Below are 20216 nucleotides of genomic sequence, written 5' to 3'. Positions count from 1 at the left end.
CTTACTCCTCGGTAGGCAGCGGCAGGCTGCGGAACATGTCGCCGTACAGGCGGTAGACGATCTTGGCAGTGTGCACCACAGCGGCTTTGTCATCGTCGTTGTCCAGGCGGTTCATCAGTTTCTTGAAGAACTCGATGTGCTCCAGGTCCAGGCTGCCGTGGGAGTTGAGGTAGCTGAAGGCCTTGGCCGGCAACTGCAGCTTGTCCTGGATGATGCCGGCGGCCTGGGTGGCCAGGGCAATGCTGGTGCCTTCGAGGACGTTGACCATGCCGAAGAAACTCACCGGGTTGTGCCGGGCGATGCGGTCGTAGACATAGGCCACCATCAGCTCGGTAGCCATGTGCGGGGTGCCGTTGCGCACCGCTTCCTTGTCCGCCCCGCAGGCAGCGATGTCATTGAGCACCCATTCCTGGTGGCCGGTTTCTTCCTCGATGTACTCGGCGATGGCTTCGCGCAGCCACTCCAGGCGTTCCGGCAGGCGCGCGCCGCAGGCCATCAGCAGCGGCACGGTGTGCTTGACGTGGTGGTAGGCCTCGGTGAGGAAGGCGATGTAACTGTGCAGGGCGACCTGGCCGGTCATGGCCTGATGGATGATCGGCGCGCCCAGCAGGTAGTCGCGTTCGGCCTGGGTCTGGGCCAGCAGGGATTCGTAGAAGCTCATGCGTGTACTCCTTCCGCAATCAACTCATGGATGGCGTTTTGGTAATGGGTGAAGAGGGCGGCGCGGCGCAAGCGACCATTGCTCGTGGCCAGCTCGTTACTCGCGCTGAAAGGGGCATCGGCGCGCAGCCAGTGGTGCACGCGGGCGTAGTCCGGCAAGCCTGCGTTGACGGCGTCCACGGCGGCCTGCAACTGCGCATCGGGGGTATTGGGGAAGCGCGCTACCAGCACCGCGACGTTGGCTGGCAGCGCCTCGCCGTGCAGCCAGGCCTGGGCGATGGGCAACTGCTGCACCAGCTCGGACTCGACCCACTCCGGGTTGACGTTGCGTCCGTAGGCGGTGATGAACTGATGCTTCTTGCGCCCGTGCAGCACCAGGAAACCCTGTTCGAAATGACCGAGGTCGCCGGTGCTCAGCCATTCGCCCTGCGGCGCCGGCTCACCGAGGTAGCCAAGCATGCGGGTACCCTTGACCAGCACTTCGCCGTCGGCGGCCAGCGCTACGTGCAGGTGTCCGAGCGGCTTGCCGGTGCTGCCGATACGGCGTTGCTCGGGTGTGTTCAGGCACACCACCGAGGCGCATTCGGACAGGCCATAGCCCTCGAAGATCGGCAGTGCCAAGGCGTCGGCCCGTTCCAGCAACTGGGCGGAGACGCGTCCGCCACCGACGGCTACGAAGCGCAGCGAGCCCGGCACCGGCAGTTTGCGCTCGGCAGCGCTGACCAGCGCCAGCAACAGCTGTGGCAGCAGGATCAGACTGTTCGGCTGGGCCGCTTGCAGGGCTTCGAGAAAACGCGCCAGGTCGAAGCCGCTGGCGCCCGTCAGGCCGATCTGCGCCATGGGCATCAATTCCACCCGAGCGCCGGCCAGCAGCGGCGCATAGACGCCGGCGATGTTCTCCAGCAAGGTCGCCAGCGGCAGAATGCACAGGTGCCGCTGCACATCGCGGCTGGCGCTGGCTTCGACCAGGCTGCCGGCCACGGCCAGCTGGGTGGCCAGGTCCAGGCACACGCCCTTGGGCTGGCCAGTGGTGCCGGAGGTGTAGGTGATCTTGCAGGTGTTGGCATGCAGCGCAGCCGGTTGTGCCACCGTGCGGCGATGAATATTGGCTTCCACGTTGGCGAAGCCGGGGGCGCCGTTGCCGATCAGGCAGTCGATGCCGGCGCTGTCGAGCACATGGCGCTGCTGCTCGGCGGAGAAGAACGCCGGTACCGGTACGCAGACCAGGCCGGCATGCAGCGTAGCCAGATCCCACAGTACCCAGTCGATGCCGTTGTCCAGGGCCAGTGCCACGCGATGGGCACCGAGAGCACGCAGGTGCCTGCCACGCGCCGCGACCGCGCCGAGCAATTCGGCATAGGTCAGGGTGCGTTCGCCTTCTGCCAGGGCGATCTGCGGGCCGAACTCGGCCAGGCGGGCGAACAGGGATTCAGCTGCAGACCACATCAGGCATGTCCTCCAGGGCATAGAACGGTTGATGGCCGAGACGCGGATAGGCGCCCAGCTGCAGCAGACGCTGATGGCCGCCGTGGATGTCGCCAGCCATGACCAGCGGACGGTTGTCGTAGTAACTGCCCCAGTCGGCCAGCTCTTCGCCCATGCGCGCCGGATTGGCTTCACCCAGGGCGATGGGGGTCAGGCCCAGGCGCTGGAAGCTGTTGAGCAGGGTCGGCGTACCGGTGAAGGTGACCCAGCGAAACCCCAGGGCCACCAGCAGATCGGTCAGGGCGACGATCAGCAGGCGCGCCGCACCAGGGCTGTCGGCGGCCAGGTTGCCGACCTCCACCACCTCGCCACGGCCCGGCTCGCTGTTGCCCAGGCGTGCACCGATGGCCATCTGGATCGGCTCGTCCAGATAGCGCTCGAGAAACAGCGGGCCGCTGTTGCCGCTGCGTACGCCCACCGCGCCGAGCAGTTGACCGGCCGGGTTTTCCAGGCCGAACAGGCAGGGCATGAAGTGACGGATGCGCGCGCCGTGCTGCAACTCGAAGCGCTGGCGAATGAACTGCTCCAGGACAACACGACGTGCGCTGTCGGGGGAGGCCAGGTGGAGTTCGTAACTGTCGCCGCGGCCGATGCGGGCAACGGGACGATCATGATGCGCCCAGGGTAGTTCCATGTGCGGAACCTCGGTAATGAACCTGGTGCCGATTGTGTGAGGGGTTGGCTTAACGCTGTATTAAGCCTTTGCAGAATGTTTCGGACCTGTGGCTTTTCCGCCGTGCCATCGCGGATGAATCCGCGCCGAGGCGATGGCCGGGCCGTGAGAGTGTGCTGTCAGGTTGCCGCCTGGATTGCATCAGGGCAGGTCGGCCGCCTGTTGGATGCGATCAGGCGCGCATGCCTTCGAACATCAGGCGCGTGGTGGCTCTGACGGTGGCCGAGTGGGCCTGCATGTCCAGCTCGTCGCTGGCGGTCAGGCGCAGCAGTTGCAGGTGCGAATAGTCATTGAGCAGAAAGCCGGCCAGCTCCACGTCCAGGTCGGCGCGCAGCTTGCCGGCCGCTTGCAGCTCGCGCAGCACATTGGCGATCTCGGCCTGCAGGCCCCGGTTCATCTGCCGGTAGGCCTCGGGCAGGCCACCGTTGCCACCGACCAGCACCAGCGGCAGCAGCTCGCGCCAGAGTGCGGGGGGCAGCACGTGCAACGCATAGCTGACGAGGATGTGTTCGAGATGGCAGAGCGCGTCGATCGGGTCGTCGAAGTCACGGATGCGCGTGTGCACGTCGACCAGGGCGCGGCGGTCGGCCTCCTTGATCATCTCCAGGATGATCTCGTGCTTGCTGCCGAAGTAGTTGAACACCGTGGGCGCTGAGACACCGGCATCGCGGGCGATCTGCTCGACGGTGGTTTCGCGAAATCCCTGGCGCTGGAACAGCGCCACGGCAGCTGCCGAGATGGCCTTGCGGCGCAGTGCCTTCTGACGTTCACGTAGTCCGCTCACCGTCGCTCCTTGGTTGGTGGGGAGGGCATGCGTGAATGATAGTGGCTTAGGTTTTCTCGCAAAAATATTTTATTGACTTAAATAGTTAATGGCATTAATTATTTCCTGTACCTGCTGCACGCAGGGCCACTTCCAGGATGAGTCAGATGAACCAAATCCTCGACCGCTCCCTGGTTTCCCGTAATACGGAAGTCAGCGAGATGTACGACCAAGAACAACAAGAGCCCGTACTGATGCAGGGTTTCCCTGCCGAGCCGCAACAGCGTGTGACCTGGGCCAACTGGATGTCGCCGCCGTTCAACCGCTGGGGCTTTCGCAACCTGGCACGCCTGCGTCCCACCATCGATGTCGCCGCCGGGGCGCGACCCAGTTCTGTGCTGGCCGATGCGCCGGTAGAGGTCGAAGGTCTGCCGTTCGCAAGCACCTGCGGGCGCAGCGTCAGCGTGCTCGACCACCTGCACGCCAGCAAGACCGACAGCTTCCTGGTCCTGCACAAGGGCCGCGTGGTTTACGAGAATTACTTCAATGGCCAGGTCGCCAGCGACCGCCACATCATGTTCTCGGTCACCAAGTCGCTGATCGGTGTACTCGGCGAACAACTGATCCACGACAGCGTGCTCGACCCCGAGGCGCAGACCCAGCATTACGTGCCGGAATTGGCCGGCAGCGCCTTTGGCGACGCCACCGTGCGCCAGCTGTTCGACATGGCTGTTGGTGTTCATTACACCGAGCTGTACGACGATCCCGCCTCGGAAAGCTCTCAGTACGGCTACGCCTGCGGTTTCAAGCCGGCGCTGCCCGAATATGCCCAGTACGAGTCGCTGTATCTGTACCTGCCGTCGCTGCGTAAGCGCTGCGAACATGGCGGCCTGTTCCACTACGTGACCGCCACCACCGAAGTGCTGGCCTGGGTCATGGAGCGTGCCAGTGGCGTGGGCTGCGCCGAGCAGCTACAGGCCGTGTGGCAGCGACTGGGCTGCGAGCGCGATGCCTATTTCATGGCCGATCCCTGGGGGCGCAGCGTCGCCGGTGCCGGCTTCAACGCCACCCTGCGCGACATGGGCCGTTTCGGCCTGATGCTCGCCAACGGCGGCAAGGTCGATGGCGAGCAGGTCATCGACAAGGCGGTGATCGAGGCCATCGCGGCCGGCTCCGATCCGGCCATCTACGGCGTGCACAAGGACTTCTCCGAGTGGACCCCGGGCGCCTCCTACCGCAGCCAGTGGTACGTCTTCAACGACCACAGCCCGGCCATCATGGCCAGCGGCATCCACGGCCAGTACCTGTTCGTCGATTTCAACTCTGACGTGGTCATCGTCAAGCAGTCGTCGCTGCCCGATGCGGTGACCGAGCTGGATATCGACACCGTGCAAATGCTGAGAACCATCGCCGCCCATCTGCACGGCTGACTCACCGAATACAAGAACCAAGAGCGCCGGTTCGCCAGCGCTCCAGCCTGCTGCGTCAGGTAATCGGTGGTCGATTCGGCCGCCACCAACTGCCCTGTAATACAAAAAAAATACACAGGAGCTTCATATGTACACGTCCAAGCGTTCCCCCTGCGTGCTGCTTGCCCTCGGCATTCCGCTGCTCAGCCAACCGGCTCTGGCCGGTTACCCGTTCGAATACGAGAACCTCAAAGGCGAACTCAACCTGACGGCCGGAGCCGCCTCCGTCAGTACCCGCGGCGTCAACTTCGGTACCGGTGCGGTGGATATCCGCAGTTTCGAAAACAAGGGTTCCAAGCTCGACTGGCAGGAGGCCTACCTCAAGCCAGGTATCACCCTCGACTACTCACTCAACGAAACCGTCAGCCTGCTGGCCGGCGCGTCGGCGATTGGCACCTGGACCTTCGGTGATGGCGATGCAGGAGGATTCACGCGCAGCTCCGATAACCGCATCAACACCGAAGAGGCCTACGTCGGCATCCGCGCCGGCGACTGGAAGCTCACCGCCGGCCGGCAGAACTACACCATCGGCAGCGGCTTCATCGTCATGGATGGCAATCTCGACCTGTTCGGCGATGGTGCCTACTGGCTCGCTCCGCGCACCGCCTTCAAGGATTCGGCGATCCTCGACTGGAGCCACGGCCCGGTACAGGCCCAGGCATTCACCCTGGGTACCGACGACCACTACGGCGACTACCGCATGAGCGGCGCCAACCTGGACTACGACCTCGAAGGCCAGGTGACCCTCGGCGTCATGGCCATGAAGGTCGACACCGAGGCCAGCAAGAGCAGCGACGCGATGCGCCGCGACGGTATGCAGGTCTTCAACCTGCGCGCGTTGCGCGGCCATCTGCCGGGGCTGCCGAACCTGACCCTCAATGGCGAGTACGCCGTACAGCGCGGCGGCGACTCCAGGCTGAAATTCGATGCGAAGGCCTGGTACGCGCAAGCCGATTACCAGTTTCAGGATCTGCCGTTCACACCCACGCTCGGCTACCGCTACGCCGTGTTCTCCGGTGACGACAACCTGGCTGACAACACCCAGAAAGCCTGGGACCCGCTCAGCAAGGGCTTCGTCGACTGGAGCAGCTGGCTGATCGGCGACGTGGTGGGCAACTACCTGCTGTTCAACAGCAATGAGCGGGTTCAGCAGTTCTCACTCAGAAGCCGCCTGACCGACACCCTGGCCATCGGCACCATCCACTACCAGTTCTGGCTCGACGAGAAGAACTTCCGCGGCGCCGCCATGGACAGTCGCCGTTTCGCCGACGAGACCGTGGTGTTCCTCGACTGGACGCCCACCCCGAGTTTCTACGGCTCGGTGGCCTACAACTGGGTGAATGCCAAGTCGGCGGCCAAGCAGGCTTTCGGCGACGACGACCCGTTCAGCGCCCTCGAACTCTACGTTACCTACCGTTACTGAAACCGAGCCAGCAGCGCCTCTCGGGGCGCAGGAGTGCGTGATGACAAACACAGCGCAAACCGGGCTCGGCGTGCCGACTCTGGAATGGGTGATGAGTATCCACGTGTCAATTGCCGCGGGGGATCAACTGGGCGCCTGCACGGATGGCCAGCGCAGCAACTTCAGAATACTTGGCGGGCATTTCGAAGGCCTGGACGTGCGCGGCGAAGTCCTCGCCGGCGGCGCCGACTTCTACCTGCAGCGCAGCGACGGCGTGGGTGAGCTGGATGCTCGCTACAGCCTGCTCAGCGACTGCGGTGAGCTGATCAACATCCACAACGTCGGCCTGCTCGTGCTCAGCGACAAGGCCCGCGAACTGGATGCGCAGGGCATCTGGCCGGTCGACGAGCAGGAGTACCAGTGCAGCTGTTCGCCGCGTTTTCAGGTAGCGAGCGGGCGGCTGGACTGGCTGACCCGCAGCGCACTGATCGGCAAGGTGATTTATCCCGCTGCGGACCTGGTTGCCATTCATTGTTACCGACTCGTCTGACCGGCTTTCCTTTCGTCATTCATGAATTTCACTGAAGCGGCAGGCCACCCGGTGGCCCAGCCGGCAGGTACCGACCATGAACATCGCTAACCAAACCCTCGTACGCGCCGCGTGCATTTTCATCGCGGCTGCTTCGATCATCGTCATCGGTGTGCAGCCGATCTTCATCGGCCTGTTGACCGAGCGCCTGACCCTGAGCCTGCTCCAGCAGAGCTGGACCATGTCCGCCGAGATGTGCGGCTCCATCGTCGGCACGCTGTTGTACGTGCCAATGCTGCGCTTTCTCGGCCCACGCACCATCGCCCTGAGCACGGCGCTCGTGCTGCTGCTCGCCAACGCCGCCACGGCCAGCGTCACCCAGCTCGACACGCTGCTGGTGTTGCGCTGCATCTCGGGCATCTGCTCGGGCATTCTGTATTCCTACGCCATCTACTGCCTGGGCCGCATGAGTGGGCCGGATCGCTCCTTCGGCATCCTGCTGTTCGTGCAGACTGCGCTGTTCGCCAGCAGCGCGGTGATCCTGCCGATCGTCGCCGAGTGGCAGGGCTTCTCCGGGGCGATCTACTACCTGGTGGCCTGGTTCGTGCTGCTGTGCCTGGTGTGCTTCATCCTGCCGGTCAAGCAGAGTGAGGATCAGCAGCAGCGCTCCAGCGTGCCGATGTTCTCGGGGCTGACCCTGATCGGCGTCTGTTCGCTGCTCGGCATGCTGTTCCTGCAGCTGGCGATCTACTCGCTGTGGGGCTTCGTCGAAGGCATCGCCAGTGAGGCCGGCATTGCGCCGGTAGATATCGGCTGGGCGATCAGCATCGGCCTGCTCGGCGGCCTGCCGGGTGCGGCGCTGCCGAGCATCGCCGGTCGTCACCTGGGCCGCGTGTCGATGATTCTCACCGGTTCGCTGGCCGTACTCGGCGCCATCTACATGCTCGCCACGCGCATCCACACGGCTTCGGATCTGATGATCGCGGTGTTCCTGATGAACTTCGGCTGGAACCTGGCGCTGTCCTATTACATGTCCTCGGTGGTGACCCATGACCCGACCGGGCGCCTGACCAAACTGGTCGGTGTGGTGCAAGTAGCATCGGCGGCCGCAGCGCCGACCCTGCTCAGCCTGTTCATCGAGGGCAACGACCGCTTCAGCATCTTCGTGCTGTCCTCGGGGGCGATTCTGGTCGGCTGCATGCTGGTGATCATCATGCTGCTGTTCGGGCGCCGTAACCCGCACGGCAAACCGCTCGAATGCTCGGTCTGAGGCGAGGTCCGGGGCACCGATGAAGGTGCCCCGGGCCGCTCATTGCAGTCGCCGAGGGGCGTGAGACGGTGATGGCGCGGGTGGTCAGCCTACCTGTGCAACCCAGTCGCCCAGGTTGTAGTAGTTGCTGATGCGCGCGACCTTGCCGTCCCTGATCTCGAAGAAGGCGCCGGCCGGCAGCACGTAGGTCTGGCCGTTGGCCGGCGGCAGGCCTTCGTCGTCGGCCAGGTATTCGCCGTGTACCACGAACTCGGCGGCGGCGCGGTCGCCGGCGGCGTTCTGCATGACCACGATGTCGGCCAGGCGCTCGCGGTAGCAGCGGTTCATCTTGTCCATGAAGGCGGCGAAGGTGGCTTTGCCAACCTGGCGCTCGCCCTGGTTGATGTCGTGCACCACATCCTCGGCCAGCAGGTCGAGGAAAGCGGGCATGTCGCCGGCGTTGAAGGCGGCATAGTAGGCCTGAACCAGTTCGGTGGCGGTCATGGCTAAATTCCTTTCGTAGCGTGGTTAGTGGTTGCTTGGCACGCATGATAAGTTCGCGCTTTCGTGCCGGCATAGCCGCCGGCGTCACCCTGCTGCTGGCGAACGACTCCAGATGGACATCGAATTGCTCCAGGGGCCGCAGATCGCGCCCCATATCGAAGACCTGGCGCATTTGCGGATCACGGTCTTCCGCGAGTTTCCCTACCTTTACGACGGCAGCTTCGATTACGAGTCCCAGTACCTCGACACTTATGTGCGCAGCGCGGGCAGCCTGTGCGTGCTGGTGCGTGACGAGGGGCGGGTGGTCGGCGCCTCCACCGCGCTGCCATTGATCGATGAAACCGAAGAGTTCCAGCAGCCGTTCATCAATGCCGGCTGGGATCCTGCGCGCATCTTCTACTGCGCCGAGTCGGTGGTCTTGCCGGCCTGGCGGGGGCGCGGCCTGGGCGTGCGTTTCTTTGCCGAGCGCGAGGCTCATGCACGGCGCCTGGGGCGCTTCGACTGGTGCGCCTTCTGCGCCGTGCAGCGCCCGGCCGAGCACCCGCGCCGGCCTGCCGACTATCAGCCGCTGGACGCCTTCTGGGCGCGTCGTGGCTACCGTCATCACCCCGAATTGCACACCCAGTACCACTGGCGCGACCTGGACGAAGCCGAGGAGTCGGCCAAGCCCATGTCGTTCTGGTTGAAGGAACTCACCGCATGATCAAGGTTGCCGCCTGCCAATATCACATCGACCTGCTGACCAGCTGGGACGCCTACGCCGAGCACCTCAGCGCGCTGTGCGAAGAGGCGGCCGGGCAGGGCGCCGAGCTGCTGCTGCTGCCGGAATACGCCGGGCTGGTGCTGACCGGGCAGTTGCCGGAGGCTCAGCGCAGCGATCTGCATGGCTCCATCGCCGGCATCCAGGCGCTGTTGCCGCGCTGGCTGGAACTGTGCGAAAACCTGGCTCGGCGGCTCAAGGTCCATCTGCAACCCGGCTCGGTGGCGGTGCTGGATGACGATGGCCTCTACCGCAATCGCGCCTGGCTGTTCGGCCCGGACGGCTGCCTGGGTAGCCAGGACAAGCTGATGATGACCCGCTTCGAGCTGGAGCAATGGCAGATTGCGGCGGGCAGCGGGCTCAAGGTGTTCGACACGGCGCTGGGCAAGCTCGGCATCCTGATCTGCTACGACAACGAGTTCCCGTTGCTGGCGCGCACCCTGGCCGAGGCCGGGGTGGACCTGATCCTGGCGCCCAGTTGCACCGATACCGAGGCGGGCTTTTATCGCGTGCGTATCGGCGCCCAGGCCCGTGCCCTGGAAAACCAGATTGCCGTGCTGCAATCACCCACCGTCGGCCTGGCGCCCTGGTCGCCGGCGCTGGACGAGAACATCGGCCGCGCCGCGCTGTACGTGCCGTCGGATTACGGCATGCCGGCCAATGGAGTGATCGCCGAGAGCCAAGCGCTGTGCCCCGCGCGCAGTCACTGGCTGATCGCCGAGCTGGATCTGGCCGAGGTGCGCCGGGTGCGGGAACAGGGCCAGGTGTTCACCCGCCGCGACTGGCCAACGCAGTTCGACGACGGCCGGCTGGTGCTGCGATGAACGCGCCAGAGGCGCTGCCGGATTCGCCGCTGGCCGCTTATGAACAGGCACTGGCGGGTGGTTTCGTCGTCGATGCTGCCCAGCGCCGTTCAGTCCAGGCGCTGCAGCAGTGTTTCGAGGCCGTGCATCGCGGTGAGCGGCCGCCCGGTGTCTACCTCTGGGGGCCGGTGGGGCGCGGCAAGACCTGGTTGATGGACAGCTTCTACAACGCCTTGCGCGTGCCCGCGCGGCGCCAGCACTTCCATCACTTCATGCAGTGGGTGCACCAGCGTCAGTTCCAGCTCACCGGCAATGCCGACCCGCTGCGCCTGCTGGCCGAGGAGCTGGGACGCGAGGTGCGCGTGCTGTGCTTCGACGAACTGTTCGTCACTGACATTGGTGACGCCATGCTGCTGGGGCGTCTGCTCAGCCTGGTGGTGGAGCAGAACGTGGTGCTGGTGGCGACCTCCAACCAGCCACCGGATCAGCTTTACGCCGACGGCTACAACCGCGAGCGCTTCCTGCCGGCCATCGCTGCGCTCGAGGCGCACATGCAGGTGGTGGCCGTGGATGGTGAGCAGGATCATCGCCTGCATCCCGGCGCCGAGGTGCAGCGCTACTGGGTGCAGCAGCCGCAGGCGCTGGGCGAACTGTTCGCTCGCTTGAGTGAGGGCCAGCCGGTGAGCCGTGAGCCGTTCGAGCTGAACCATCGCCGCGTCGCGACCCTGGGCCACAGCCCGGCGGCGTTGTGGTGCCGGTTCAGCGATGTGTGCGAACAGCCACTGGCCGCGCCGGATTTCATCGAGCTGTGCGAGCGCTTCCCGGCGATCCTGCTCGACCAGGTGCCGCGGCTGGGCGGCGCGCCGCGCGAGGGGCGCATCGCCCGTGGCACCGAAGATGGCGCCGAGCGGATCGATGCCGGGGATCGGCAACTGCCGGCGCTGGCGCAAAACGACGATGCGGTGCGGCGTTTCATCGCCTTGGTCGACGAGTGCTACGATCGCCGCGTGCCGCTGTATATCGAGGCCGACGTGGCCCTGGAGGAGTTGTATACCCAGGGCTATCTCGATTTTGCCTTTCGCCGCACCCTCAGCCGTCTGCGTGAGATGCAACTGGAGCGCTTCGGGGCAAGCTGAATCAGCCAGCCAGGTACTGCTCGGTCGAGATGACCTGGGCATAGGCGAAGGCCAGCGCGGCCATGTATGCGCCATGCACCTGCGCGGCGGGAATCGCCTGCCCTTCGAATTCTTGGTCGCGCGTCGCGCAGGCATCGTGAATGACCGTGGTGGCATAACCGAAGTCGCTGCTGGCGCGGGCTGCGGCGTCGATGCACATATGACTCATGGCGCCGACCAGTGTCACCTGTTCGATACCGTCGGCGTCGAGTTGAGCCTTGAGGTCGGTGCCGAGAAAGGCGTTGACCTGGTGCTTGAGCACCACCGGCTCGTCCGGCAATGGCTGCACCTGCTCGTGGATGCGCGCGCCGGTGCTGCCCGGTGCGAAGAAGGGCGCATCGTCGCTGCCGAACTCATGGCGCACGTGGATCACCTTGTCGCCTGCTGCGCGAGCGCCGGCCAGCACGCGGGCGGCGTTGCTGGTGGCGAGCTGCATCGCTTCGAGGGTCCATTTGCCGCCGTCGAAATAGTCGTTCTGGATGTCGATCAGAATCAGGGCGCGCTTGCTCATGGTGTTCTCCGTGGGATGATGTGCGGCAAACCTTATCGCCCCGGCGCCTGCGCGAGGATGGGCAGGGCCGACAATCTGTGGGGAAAAACTGACAATGAGCGAGCGCTGTCTGGAGATCGGACTACTGCTCTATCCCGGCGCGCAGCTCGCGGCGGTGCATGGCCTGGGCGATCTGTTCAGCGTGGCCAACCGGATGGCGGCGGGGCAGGAGCGCCAGGGGCTGCCTCGGCTGCGCGTCAGCCACTGGCAGGCCGATGAGAGCGGGTGCGTACGGCGCGTGTTCGGCAGCCCGGCGCAGGATGAGGCGCCGCCGCAGGTGGTGATTCTGCCGCCCTGTCTGGATGACGATGCCGACCAGCCGCTCGCCGCCTGCTATCGCGACTGGCTGCGTGAGCAGCATGGCGCGGGTGTGCTGCTGGCGTCGGTGTGCGTCGGTGCGTTCGCGCTGGCCGAGGCCGGCTTGCTCGACGGCCGCACGGTAACCACCCACTGGGCGCTGGCCGCGCAGATGGCGGCTCGCTTTCCGCTGGTTCAGGTACTTCCCGAGCGCATGGTCATCGACGACGGTGACCTGATCACCGCCGGGGGGCTGATGGCCTGGACCGATCTGGGGCTGGCGCTGGTGACGCGGCTGCTGGGGCCGACCATCGCGGCGGAGACTGCACGCTTTCTGGTGGTCGATCTGAACCGCGAGTCGCAGCGGCATTTCAGCAGCTTCGCGCCCAGCCTTGACCATGGCGACGCGGCGGTACTGGCCGTGCAGCATTGGCTTCAGGGGCAGGCCGGGGCGGAGACGAGCCTGACCAGCATGGCTGCGCGCGCGGGCCTGGGGGAGCGCACCTTCCTGCGTCGATTTCGCGCGGCTACGGGCATGAAACCGACCGAGTACTGCCAGCAGCTGCGTGTGAGCAAGGCGCGCGAGTTGCTCGAGTTCACCCGCCAGAGCATCGAGCAGGTGGCCTGGCAGGTGGGGTACGGTGACAGCGGGGCGTTTCGCAAGGTGTTCACCCGCCTGGTGGGCGTGTCGCCTGGCGATTATCGGCGGCGCTTCGGGGCCGCCGCGCGCTAGACCGCATCCTCGGCCGCCAGGCCTGCCGGGTTTTCGCGTGTCGGCATGGCGAGTATCTCTGGCAGCACGTCGCGGGCGAACACCTTGTGCAGGCGGCGCAGTTCGGCCACCGGGTCGAGGTGATGGTCGACGCGGATGTCCCACAGCGGGTAGTCCTCCTTGTCGACCACATAGATCACCGCGGAGGATTCGCCATGCCGGTCGCCGCCGCATCGATCGCCGGCGTCCAGCGCTTCGATCAGGCGTTCGATCAGCGGGCGCCTGGCTTCTCGGCGGAAGGTTTCGGCCACGGCGTCCAGCACTTGCGGGCCGACCAGTCGATTGCCCTGTATGGAGAACTGTTCGCCGCTGAGCGAGCCGGCCCAGGGCAGGCATTGTTCGCCGGTCCAGCAGACGCTGTCGCCCTGGGCGTCGATCAGGGCGCATTGGCGCAGTTCCATGCAGGGGTCGGTGCCTTTGAGGCGCTCCAGTGACTGCTCAGCCGACAGTCCCTGGCGCAGCAACTGCAGGCCATCCAGGCCCAGATAGGGGTTGACCTGCGCCTGGGTCGCCACTGCCCCGACGCCGGCAGCGGCATGGCTGAGCAGTTTGCCGACTGCCGGCATCGCGGTGGCGGCGGCGACGCCGAACTGTCCACTGCGCGGGCAGCGGGCAATGATGGAAAAGGTCATGACAGCTCCTTGGCGGTTTCCCGTTTAGGCCATGCCTCGGCGGCTATCGTTCCGCTGGTCTGCCGCTCGCGGCCTTTGCCAGATGCGCGCCGGCGTCATCTAATGGCCGCTGTTAACGGCCTGCAATGAGGAAACTGCCGATGATCCTTGGTCAGCCGCTCGCCCAGTGGCGAGCGCAATATCCGCTGCTCGACGAGCTGATCGCCTTGCGTGAAACCAGTTGGTTCAATCCCGCCGTGGCGCCGGTCAGCGAGGCGCTGGGCGATGTCGGCTTGAGCGCCGCGGATGTGGCCGATGCCAGCGCGCGTCTCGCGCGTTTCGCGCCCTATCTGGTTCGCGTGTTTGCGCAGACGGCCGCCAGTGGCGGGATCATCGAGTCGGATATCCTGCATCTGCCGCATATGCAGACCTTGCTGAGTGAAGAGATTCACGGCAAGGGCGAGATCGGCGCGCTGTGGCTCAAGCGTGACAGCCATCTGCCCATTTCCGGTTCGATCAAGGCCCGTGGCGGCATCTACGAGGTGCTCAAGCATGCCGAGGACCTGGCACTGGCGGCCGGGCTGCTCAGCCTCGACGACGACTACGCCTGCCTCGATAGCGATGCGATGCGTGCCTTTTTCGCGGGTTATCAGGTGGCCGTCGGCTCCACCGGCAATCTGGGGCTTTCCATCGGCATCATCAGTGCGCGCCTGGGCTTCCAGGCCACGGTGCATATGTCCGCCGATGCGCGTCAGTGGAAGAAGGACAAGCTGCGTGCCCATGGCGTGACGGTGGTCGAGTACGCCAGCGATTACAGCGTCGCGGTGGAGCAGGGGCGGCGCCAGGCCGAGGCCGATGCGCGCTGCCACTTCGTCGATGACGAGAACTCCAGGCATCTGTTTCTCGGCTATGCGGTGGCCGGCGAACGCCTCAAGCAGCAACTGGCAACGGCCGGTGTCGTGGTCGATGCCGAGCATCCGCTGTTCGTCTACCTGCCTTGCGGTGTGGGCGGTGGGCCGGGTGGTGTGGCGTTTGGCCTGAAGCTGGCGTTTGGCGACGCGGTGCACTGCCTGTTCGCCGAGCCGACGCACTCGCCGTGCATGCTGCTCGGCGTGCATACCGGCCGACATGAAGAGTTGGCGGTGCAGGATTTCGGCATCGACAACCGCACCGCAGCCGACGGCCTGGCGGTCGGTCGGCCATCGGGTTTCGTCGGGCGCGCCATGCAGCGTCTGATCGATGGCTACTACACGGTCAGCGATGAACAGCTGTTCCGCTACCTGGCGTTGCTGGAACAGACCGAGGGCCAGCGTCTGGAGCCTTCGGCCCTGGCCGGCATGCCGGGTGTGCTGCGGGTGCTGGGCGAGCAGCAGGGCTATCGTCAGCGCATGGGCCTGACGCCGCAGCGCATGGCGCAGGCGACTCATCTGGTATGGGCGACGGGCGGCAGCATGGTGCCGCAGGCGGAGATGGACAGCTACCTGGCACGCGGCCGACAACTGCTGCAGGGCGCCTGACGGGTTACGGATTCATCTCCAGAGAATGCAAAAGCCCGGCACTTGGCCGGGCTTCTGCTTTGCAGCGTTGACGCTTACTTCACTTCCACCGCCAGGCTTTCGGCGATCTTCTTGTTCCAGATCGCTGGGCCGGTGATGTGTACCGACTCACCGTTGGTGTCGACCGCGACGGTCACCGGCATGTCTTTGACTTCGAACTCGTAGATGGCTTCCATACCCAGTTCTTCGAAGGCCAGCACCTTGGACTTCTTGATCGCCTGGGCGACCAGGTAGGCGGCGCCGCCGACGGCCATCAGGTACACGGCCTTGTTGTCCTTGATCGCGTCGATGGCGATCGGGCCGCGCTCGGACTTGCCGATCATGCCCAGCAGACCGGTCTGCTCGAGGATCTGACGGGTGAACTTGTCCATACGGGTGGCGGTGGTCGGGCCGGCTGGGCCTACCACTTCGTCACCGACCGGATCGACCGGGCCGACGTAATAGATGAAGCGACCTTTGAGGTCCACCGGCAGCTGCTCGCCCTTGTTCAGCATGTCGACCATGCGCTTGTGCGCAGCGTCGCGGCCGGTGAGCATCTTGCCGTTGAGCAGGACGGTTTCGCCCGGCTTCCAGCTCTGCACGTCTTCCGGGGTGATCTCGTCGAGGTTGACGCGGCGCGCGCTCGGGCCAGCTTCCCAGACTATTTCCGGGTAGGCATCCAGATCCGGCGCTTCCAGCTCGGCAGGGCCGGAGCCGTCGAGCACGAAGTGGGCGTGGCGGGTGGCGGCGCAGTTGGGGATCATGCACACCGGCAACGACGCGGCGTGGGTCGGGTAGTCCATGATCTTCACGTCGAGCACCGTGGTCAGGCCGCCCAGGCCCTGGGCGCCGATGCCCAGCTGGTTGACCTTCTCGAACAGCTCCAGGCGCAGCTCTTCGATGCGGTTCTGCGGGCCGCGGGCCTGCAGTTCGTGGATGTCGATGTGCTCCATCAGCACTTCCTTGGCCATCACCGCTGCTTTTTCGGCAGTGCCGCCGATGCCGATGCCGAGCATGCCCGGCGGGCACCAGCCGGCGCCCATGGTCGGCACGGTCTTGAGGACCCAGTCGACGATGGAGTCGGACGGGTTGAGCATGGCCATCTTCGACTTGTTCTCGGAGCCGCCGCCCTTGGCCGCGACGTCCACTTCCACCTTGTCGCCAGGGACGAGGGAGTAGTGGATCACTGCCGGGGTGTTGTCCTTGGTGTTTTTGCGCGCACCTGCCGGGTCGGCCAGGATCGAGGCACGCAGGACGTTTTCCGGCAGGTTGTAGGCGCGACGCACGCCCTCGTTGATCATGTCGTCGACGCTCATGGTGGCGCCGTCCCAGCGCACGTCCATACCCACCTTGACGAACACGGTGACGATGCCGGTGTCCTGGCAGATCGGGCGGTGGCCGGTGGCGCACATGCGCGAGTTGATCAGAATCTGCGCCATGGAGTCCTTGGCGGCTGGCGATTCTTCCTTCAGGTAGGCCTCGTGCATCGCCTGGATGAAGTCGACGGGGTGGTAATAGGAGATGAACTGCAGTGCGTCGGCGACGCTCTGAATCAGGTCGTCCTGCTTGATCACGGTCATTGGGGCGCTCCTCTATCAGGGAACATCAACAAGGAAGCGCCGGACAACGACCCGGCGCAACGGCGGAAGGGCACCTCTGAAACCGCCTTGACGATATTTTCAGAGCCGCCCAAAAAGGCGCGGCAGTATACCGCAGGCGACTGTGGCGGGCACAGCAGCCGAAGGTCGATGGCACGCGCAGTGGGGCGGTTATCGGCTCGCTAGGAAATCCATGGCCAGGGGGGTAGAGTTACGGCCATATGCCAGTATGGGATGGAGCCCATGAGCCCAATGAGTCGCCGGGGAACGCAACGCAGCCTGCAGAGCCTCCTGCTCAAACGCTTCGCCATGGCCTTCGCGACGTACGCGATGATGGCGCTCGTCTGCTGGTTTGCCGTGTTCAATGGCCTGTTTCTCGGTTCGACCAGCACTGCTGGCTGGATGACGCTGGGCGTGTTCGGCAGCCAGTTGGTGTTTCTTTGGCTGTTTCTTTCCGGTCGCAACCTACGTTGTGAAGATCCCAGCCTGACCGAAGCCCAAGTGCTGGTGGCGCTGGCCTGGCAACCGCCGGTGCTGGCGCTGTTCGACAGTGCGCGTGGCGTGATGATGGTGTTCTACATTCTGATCCTGCTGTTCGGCGTGTTCCAGTTGCCGCCCAAGGTGTTCGTGCGTTGCGCCGTATTTGCTTTCTTCGGCTTCACCGCGATGCTGCTGATCGAGGGCTACCGCATGCAGCTGCGGGACCCAGGCGTGGCCTGGCTGCAGGTCTGGGTGCTGTTCATCCTGCTGGTCTGGCTATGTCTGTTTTCCAGCTACGTGCAGGCCATGCGCAAGCGCATGCGCCAGCGCCGTTTCGCCCTGCAGGCGCACCAGGACACCCTGCGTGGAATGATGCGTCAGCTCGAGGATCTGGCTGCCACCGACGAACTCACCGGGCTGTTCAACCGACGCCATTTCCTGCGCCTGGCCACCCGCGAGCTGGAGCATATGGAGCATGGCCGTCAGCACGGTCTGGCACTGATCGATCTGGACCATTTCAAACGAATCAACGATGCTCATGGGCATGCCGCTGGCGACCAGGTACTGCAAGCCTTCGCCGCGATCGCCCGTGCCTGTCTGCGTGACGGCGACATCATTGCCCGCTACGGCGGTGAGGAATTCGTTCTGCTCTTGCCCAATACCGATGCCAATCAGTTCACCGCGTGCTGCGACCGTCTGCGCGTTGCCTTCGCCAAGGCCGAGCCGGTGGGCCTGAAAGTCGACGGTCTGAGCCTCTCTGTCGGCATGACGTTGCTGGTCGCCGGTGATGATCTCGATGAAGCCCTGCAGCGCGCCGATCAGGCGCTCTATCAGGCCAAGCGCAGTGGACGCAATCGCTGCGACGCCAGCTGGGAGACTGTGGGTGCCTGAGCTGCGCGTCGGTGACCAGCTACTGCAGGTTGCCCAGCAAACCAACTTGCTCGATGCATTGCTCGGCGCTGGTGTTGCCGTGCCCTACAGTTGCCGCGCCGGTAGCTGCCATGCCTGCCTGGTGCGCTGCGTCGACGGCGAGCCGGAGGATCGCAAGCCCGAGGCGCTGGCGGCCGACAAGCGCGCCGAGGGCTGGCGCCTGGCCTGTCAGTGCCAGGTGGTCGGGAACCTGCAGGTCGAACCCTTCGATCCGCAGCGCGATGGCTTGGCGGCCAAGGTGCTCGCCCTGGACTGGCCCAGCCCGCAGGTTCTGCGCCTGCGCCTGCAGCCAGCCAGGCCATTGCGCTATCGCCCCGGCCAGCATCTGCTGCTGTGGAATGAGCAGGGTGTGGCGCGTCCGTATTCACTGGCCAGCGTGCCGGGCGAGGACGACGGGTTGGAGTTTCATATCGATTGCCGCATGCCAGGTGCGTTCTGCGATGCCGCGCGGCAGTTGCAGGTTGGCGATGCGCTGCGTCTCGGCGAACTGCGCGGTGGCGCTCTGCATTACGACGCCGATTGGCAGGCCCGGCCGCTCTGGCTGCTGGCCGCTGGCACGGGGCTGGCTCCCTTGTACGGGGTCTTGCGTGATGCGCTGCGTCAGGAACATCAAGGCGCCATCCGCCTGCTGCATGTCGCGCATGAGCCAGCCGAGCACTATCTGGCGAGCGAGCTTCAGGCATTGGTCGCGCAGCACGCCAACCTGCAGGTGGAGCTGGTAACGGCGGCGCAGTTGCCGGCTGCTTTGGCCGAACTGCGCCTTGTTTCGCGGCAGACCCTCGCCTTACTCTGCGGCCATCCCACGACGGTCGAGAGCTTCGCGCGGCGCCTCTACATGGCCGGGTTGCCACGCAGCCAGATGCTCGCCGACGTCTTCCTCACTCGCGCTTAGGTCATGTGGGGCCTGCCAGGCCCGATGCCAGTGCGTAAGTCGCACATTGGAGCTGTGGCATGAGCGAACACCTGCATATCGAACGCGACGACGGCTTGTTGACCCTGCGCATGCACCGCCCGGACAAGAAGAACGCGCTGACCCGCGCCATGTATGCCGGCATGGCCGAGCTGCTGGATGACGCCGCGCGCGACGCCAGCGTGCGCGTGGTGCTGCTGACTGGCGGCGAGGCGTGCTTTACCAGCGGCAACGACGTCGCCGATTTTCTCCAGGCGCCACCGACCGGGCTGAACAGTGAAGTGTTCCAGTTCATGCGCGCCCTGTTCGACTTTCCCAAGCCGGTCGTGGCCGCGGTGGCGGGCCCTGCGGTGGGAATCGGTACCACCTTGTTGTTGCACTGCGACCTGGTCTACGTCAGCCGCGATGCGCAACTGAAGATGCCATTCGTCAATCTTGGTCTGTGCCCCGAGTATGGCTCCAGCCTGATTCTGCCGCGCTTGCTGGGGCACGCACGGGCTGCCGAGTTGCTGCTGCTCGGGCAGGGTTTCAGCGGTGAGCAGGCTGCGGCCTGGGGCATCGCCAACCAGGCCCTCGACGATGGCGCCGCGACGCTCGGCAAAGCGCGCGAGATGGCCCGGCGTTTTCTCCAGCTGGCGCCATCGGCGGTTGTCGACAGCAAGCGCCTGATGCGCGCGCCGGGGCGTGACGAGCTGCGCCAGGTGATCGAGGAGGAGGGCGCGCTGTTCGGCCAGCGCCTGCGTTCGCCGGAGGCCATCGAGGCATTGTCGGCGTTCATGCAAAGGCGCCCGGCAGACTTCACGAGGTTCGCCTGATGGACGGCGCTGCGCTGCTCTGGGGGCTGCTGTTCGGCAGCATCGGTCTGGGGTTCGTGATCTATGGGCGGCGCCAGAGCAAACCCGTGCCTTTTCTCTGTGGCCTGGGCCTGATGGGGTTTCCCTATCTGGTCGACGGCACCCTGTGGCTGCTGGTGATCGGCTTGTCGCTGATCGCCATTGCCTATTTCGTGCGCACCTGAGGGGCGGACTTTCTACGCGCTATCCGCTGCGCACGCTGCAGCC

Annotated in this window: 21 protein-coding genes; 13 read left to right on the top strand and 8 right to left on the bottom strand. The window is 65.2% G+C overall.

Annotated elements, in window-relative coordinates; all coding sequences use genetic code 11:
* Position 1: 1 nt before the first annotated feature.
* The 4 genes from ACN8M7_RS12140 to ACN8M7_RS12125 form a co-directional block, all read right to left on the bottom strand.
* Positions 2–661 carry an iron-containing redox enzyme family protein gene (locus ACN8M7_RS12140; RefSeq protein ID WP_490260928.1) on the bottom strand — a complete coding sequence of 220 codons (660 nt, stop codon included), beginning with the start codon at positions 659–661 and terminating at the stop codon, positions 2–4.
* Positions 658–2106: an AMP-binding protein gene (locus ACN8M7_RS12135; RefSeq protein WP_490260927.1), complete on the bottom strand. Its 1449-nt coding sequence runs from the start codon at positions 2104–2106 to the stop codon at positions 658–660. The genes ACN8M7_RS12140 and ACN8M7_RS12135 overlap by 4 nt, the downstream gene beginning before the upstream one ends.
* Positions 2090–2779 (bottom strand): thermostable hemolysin, encoded by a 690-nt coding sequence (locus ACN8M7_RS12130; protein WP_490260926.1) that lies wholly within the window; start codon positions 2777–2779, stop codon positions 2090–2092. The genes ACN8M7_RS12135 and ACN8M7_RS12130 overlap by 17 nt, the downstream gene beginning before the upstream one ends.
* 211 nt (positions 2780–2990) lie before the next feature.
* A complete protein-coding gene (locus tag ACN8M7_RS12125; protein ID WP_061237721.1) occupies positions 2991–3602 on the bottom strand; it encodes a TetR/AcrR family transcriptional regulator in 612 nt (203 codons plus the stop codon).
* Positions 3603–3748: 146 nt separating this feature from the next.
* Between ACN8M7_RS12125 and ACN8M7_RS12120 the strand changes: the two genes are divergently transcribed.
* The 4 genes from ACN8M7_RS12120 to ACN8M7_RS12105 all read left to right on the top strand — a co-directional run bounded on the left by ACN8M7_RS12120 (position 3749) and on the right by ACN8M7_RS12105 (position 8251).
* On the top strand, positions 3749–5011 hold the full coding sequence (locus ACN8M7_RS12120; RefSeq protein ID WP_490260925.1) for a serine hydrolase domain-containing protein: 1263 nt from the start codon (positions 3749–3751) through the stop codon (positions 5009–5011).
* A gap of 127 nt (positions 5012–5138) precedes the next feature.
* Positions 5139–6473: an alginate export family protein gene (locus tag ACN8M7_RS12115; RefSeq protein ID WP_490260924.1), complete on the top strand. Its 1335-nt coding sequence runs from the start codon at positions 5139–5141 to the stop codon at positions 6471–6473.
* A gap of 40 nt (positions 6474–6513) precedes the next feature.
* Positions 6514–7002 (top strand): DUF3237 domain-containing protein, encoded by a 489-nt coding sequence (locus ACN8M7_RS12110; RefSeq protein WP_490260923.1) that lies wholly within the window; start codon positions 6514–6516, stop codon positions 7000–7002.
* Between the two features lie 76 nt (positions 7003–7078).
* On the top strand, positions 7079–8251 hold the full coding sequence (locus ACN8M7_RS12105) for an MFS transporter (RefSeq protein ID WP_490260922.1): 1173 nt from the start codon (positions 7079–7081) through the stop codon (positions 8249–8251).
* An 84-nt stretch (positions 8252–8335) separates the two neighbouring features.
* On the opposite strand, the gene ACN8M7_RS12100 is transcribed toward ACN8M7_RS12105, so the two are convergent.
* The gene (locus ACN8M7_RS12100; RefSeq protein ID WP_061237726.1) at positions 8336–8734 is read right to left on the bottom strand and encodes a nuclear transport factor 2 family protein; all 399 of its coding nucleotides are present in this window, start codon (positions 8732–8734) and stop codon (positions 8336–8338) included.
* A 112-nt stretch (positions 8735–8846) separates the two neighbouring features.
* Between ACN8M7_RS12100 and ACN8M7_RS12095 the strand changes: the two genes are divergently transcribed.
* From ACN8M7_RS12095 to zapE, 3 genes are read left to right on the top strand one after another with little or no spacing between them, the layout of a single operon-like run.
* Complete coding sequence (locus ACN8M7_RS12095; RefSeq protein ID WP_490260921.1) at positions 8847–9437, top strand: GNAT family N-acetyltransferase; 591 nt, start codon at positions 8847–8849, stop codon at positions 9435–9437.
* The gene (locus ACN8M7_RS12090; RefSeq protein ID WP_490260920.1) at positions 9434–10318 is read left to right on the top strand and encodes a carbon-nitrogen hydrolase family protein; all 885 of its coding nucleotides are present in this window, start codon (positions 9434–9436) and stop codon (positions 10316–10318) included. The genes ACN8M7_RS12095 and ACN8M7_RS12090 overlap by 4 nt, the downstream gene beginning before the upstream one ends.
* Positions 10315–11433 carry a cell division protein ZapE gene (gene zapE / locus ACN8M7_RS12085; protein WP_490260919.1) on the top strand — a complete coding sequence of 373 codons (1119 nt, stop codon included), beginning with the start codon at positions 10315–10317 and terminating at the stop codon, positions 11431–11433. The genes ACN8M7_RS12090 and zapE overlap by 4 nt, the downstream gene beginning before the upstream one ends.
* 1 nt (position 11434) lies before the next feature.
* Here the strand turns inward: zapE and ACN8M7_RS12080 are convergent, their stop codons facing one another.
* Positions 11435–11983 carry a cysteine hydrolase family protein gene (locus ACN8M7_RS12080; protein WP_061237730.1) on the bottom strand — a complete coding sequence of 183 codons (549 nt, stop codon included), beginning with the start codon at positions 11981–11983 and terminating at the stop codon, positions 11435–11437.
* A 94-nt stretch (positions 11984–12077) separates the two neighbouring features.
* On the opposite strand from ACN8M7_RS12080, the gene ACN8M7_RS12075 reads away from it, so the two are divergent.
* On the top strand, positions 12078–13052 hold the full coding sequence (locus tag ACN8M7_RS12075; protein ID WP_061237731.1) for a GlxA family transcriptional regulator: 975 nt from the start codon (positions 12078–12080) through the stop codon (positions 13050–13052).
* On the opposite strand, the gene ACN8M7_RS12070 is transcribed toward ACN8M7_RS12075, so the two are convergent.
* Entirely contained in the window at positions 13049–13723 is a 675-nt protein-coding gene (locus ACN8M7_RS12070; RefSeq protein ID WP_490260918.1) for a DUF1028 domain-containing protein, read from the bottom strand. The genes ACN8M7_RS12075 and ACN8M7_RS12070 overlap by 4 nt on opposite strands.
* Before the next feature lie 140 nt (positions 13724–13863).
* Here ACN8M7_RS12070 and dsdA point away from each other — a divergent pair, with 140 nt between their 5' ends.
* On the top strand, positions 13864–15219 hold the full coding sequence (gene dsdA / locus ACN8M7_RS12065) for a D-serine ammonia-lyase (protein WP_490260917.1): 1356 nt from the start codon (positions 13864–13866) through the stop codon (positions 15217–15219).
* A gap of 74 nt (positions 15220–15293) precedes the next feature.
* On the opposite strand, the gene ACN8M7_RS12060 is transcribed toward dsdA, so the two are convergent.
* Positions 15294–16817: a fumarate hydratase gene (locus ACN8M7_RS12060; protein ID WP_490260916.1), complete on the bottom strand. Its 1524-nt coding sequence runs from the start codon at positions 16815–16817 to the stop codon at positions 15294–15296.
* A gap of 261 nt (positions 16818–17078) precedes the next feature.
* Between ACN8M7_RS12060 and ACN8M7_RS12055 the strand changes: the two genes are divergently transcribed.
* From ACN8M7_RS12055 to ACN8M7_RS12040, 4 genes are read left to right on the top strand one after another with little or no spacing between them, the layout of a single operon-like run.
* Positions 17079–18206: a GGDEF domain-containing protein gene (locus ACN8M7_RS12055; protein ID WP_490260915.1), complete on the top strand. Its 1128-nt coding sequence runs from the start codon at positions 17079–17081 to the stop codon at positions 18204–18206.
* Entirely contained in the window at positions 18199–19137 is a 939-nt protein-coding gene (locus ACN8M7_RS12050; RefSeq protein WP_490260914.1) for an iron-sulfur-binding ferredoxin reductase, read from the top strand. The genes ACN8M7_RS12055 and ACN8M7_RS12050 overlap by 8 nt, the downstream gene beginning before the upstream one ends.
* 59 nt (positions 19138–19196) lie before the next feature.
* Positions 19197–19970 carry an enoyl-CoA hydratase gene (locus tag ACN8M7_RS12045; RefSeq protein ID WP_061237737.1) on the top strand — a complete coding sequence of 258 codons (774 nt, stop codon included), beginning with the start codon at positions 19197–19199 and terminating at the stop codon, positions 19968–19970.
* Positions 19970–20173, top strand: coding sequence for a hypothetical protein (locus tag ACN8M7_RS12040; RefSeq protein WP_061237738.1), 204 nt, complete (start codon positions 19970–19972; stop codon positions 20171–20173). The genes ACN8M7_RS12045 and ACN8M7_RS12040 overlap by 1 nt, the downstream gene beginning before the upstream one ends.
* Positions 20174–20216: the final 43 nt, after the last annotated feature.

It is taken from the genome of Pseudomonas spartinae (assembly GCF_965197125.1).
Taxonomy (GTDB): domain Bacteria; phylum Pseudomonadota; class Gammaproteobacteria; order Pseudomonadales; family Pseudomonadaceae; genus Aquipseudomonas; species Aquipseudomonas composti_A.
Note: the sequence above shows the minus strand (reverse complement) of the source record. Positions and strands in the feature narration are given on the sequence as shown.

What these genes read in the sequence shown, in the direction of transcription:
- ACN8M7_RS12140 (WP_490260928.1), bottom strand. Translation starts at nt 661, where the DNA reads ATGAGCTTCTACGAATCCCTGCTGGCCCAGACCCAGGCCGAACGCGAC.
- ACN8M7_RS12135 (WP_490260927.1), bottom strand. Translation starts at nt 2,106, where the DNA reads ATGTGGTCTGCAGCTGAATCCCTGTTCGCCCGCCTGGCCGAGTTCGGC.
- ACN8M7_RS12130 (WP_490260926.1), bottom strand. Translation starts at nt 2,779, where the DNA reads ATGGAACTACCCTGGGCGCATCATGATCGTCCCGTTGCCCGCATCGGC.
- ACN8M7_RS12120 (WP_490260925.1), top strand. Translation starts at nt 3,749, where the DNA reads ATGAACCAAATCCTCGACCGCTCCCTGGTTTCCCGTAATACGGAAGTC.
- ACN8M7_RS12115 (WP_490260924.1), top strand. Translation starts at nt 5,139, where the DNA reads ATGTACACGTCCAAGCGTTCCCCCTGCGTGCTGCTTGCCCTCGGCATT.
- ACN8M7_RS12110 (WP_490260923.1), top strand. Translation starts at nt 6,514, where the DNA reads ATGACAAACACAGCGCAAACCGGGCTCGGCGTGCCGACTCTGGAATGG.
- ACN8M7_RS12105 (WP_490260922.1), top strand. Translation starts at nt 7,079, where the DNA reads ATGAACATCGCTAACCAAACCCTCGTACGCGCCGCGTGCATTTTCATC.
- ACN8M7_RS12100 (WP_061237726.1), bottom strand. Translation starts at nt 8,734, where the DNA reads ATGACCGCCACCGAACTGGTTCAGGCCTACTATGCCGCCTTCAACGCC.
- ACN8M7_RS12095 (WP_490260921.1), top strand. Translation starts at nt 8,847, where the DNA reads ATGGACATCGAATTGCTCCAGGGGCCGCAGATCGCGCCCCATATCGAA.
- ACN8M7_RS12090 (WP_490260920.1), top strand. Translation starts at nt 9,434, where the DNA reads ATGATCAAGGTTGCCGCCTGCCAATATCACATCGACCTGCTGACCAGC.
- zapE (WP_490260919.1), top strand. Translation starts at nt 10,315, where the DNA reads ATGAACGCGCCAGAGGCGCTGCCGGATTCGCCGCTGGCCGCTTATGAA.
- ACN8M7_RS12080 (WP_061237730.1), bottom strand. Translation starts at nt 11,983, where the DNA reads ATGAGCAAGCGCGCCCTGATTCTGATCGACATCCAGAACGACTATTTC.
- ACN8M7_RS12075 (WP_061237731.1), top strand. Translation starts at nt 12,078, where the DNA reads ATGAGCGAGCGCTGTCTGGAGATCGGACTACTGCTCTATCCCGGCGCG.
- ACN8M7_RS12070 (WP_490260918.1), bottom strand. Translation starts at nt 13,723, where the DNA reads ATGACCTTTTCCATCATTGCCCGCTGCCCGCGCAGTGGACAGTTCGGC.
- dsdA (WP_490260917.1), top strand. Translation starts at nt 13,864, where the DNA reads ATGATCCTTGGTCAGCCGCTCGCCCAGTGGCGAGCGCAATATCCGCTG.
- ACN8M7_RS12060 (WP_490260916.1), bottom strand. Translation starts at nt 16,817, where the DNA reads ATGACCGTGATCAAGCAGGACGACCTGATTCAGAGCGTCGCCGACGCA.
- ACN8M7_RS12055 (WP_490260915.1), top strand. Translation starts at nt 17,079, where the DNA reads ATGAGCCCAATGAGTCGCCGGGGAACGCAACGCAGCCTGCAGAGCCTC.
- ACN8M7_RS12045 (WP_061237737.1), top strand. Translation starts at nt 19,197, where the DNA reads ATGAGCGAACACCTGCATATCGAACGCGACGACGGCTTGTTGACCCTG.
- ACN8M7_RS12040 (WP_061237738.1), top strand. Translation starts at nt 19,970, where the DNA reads ATGGACGGCGCTGCGCTGCTCTGGGGGCTGCTGTTCGGCAGCATCGGT.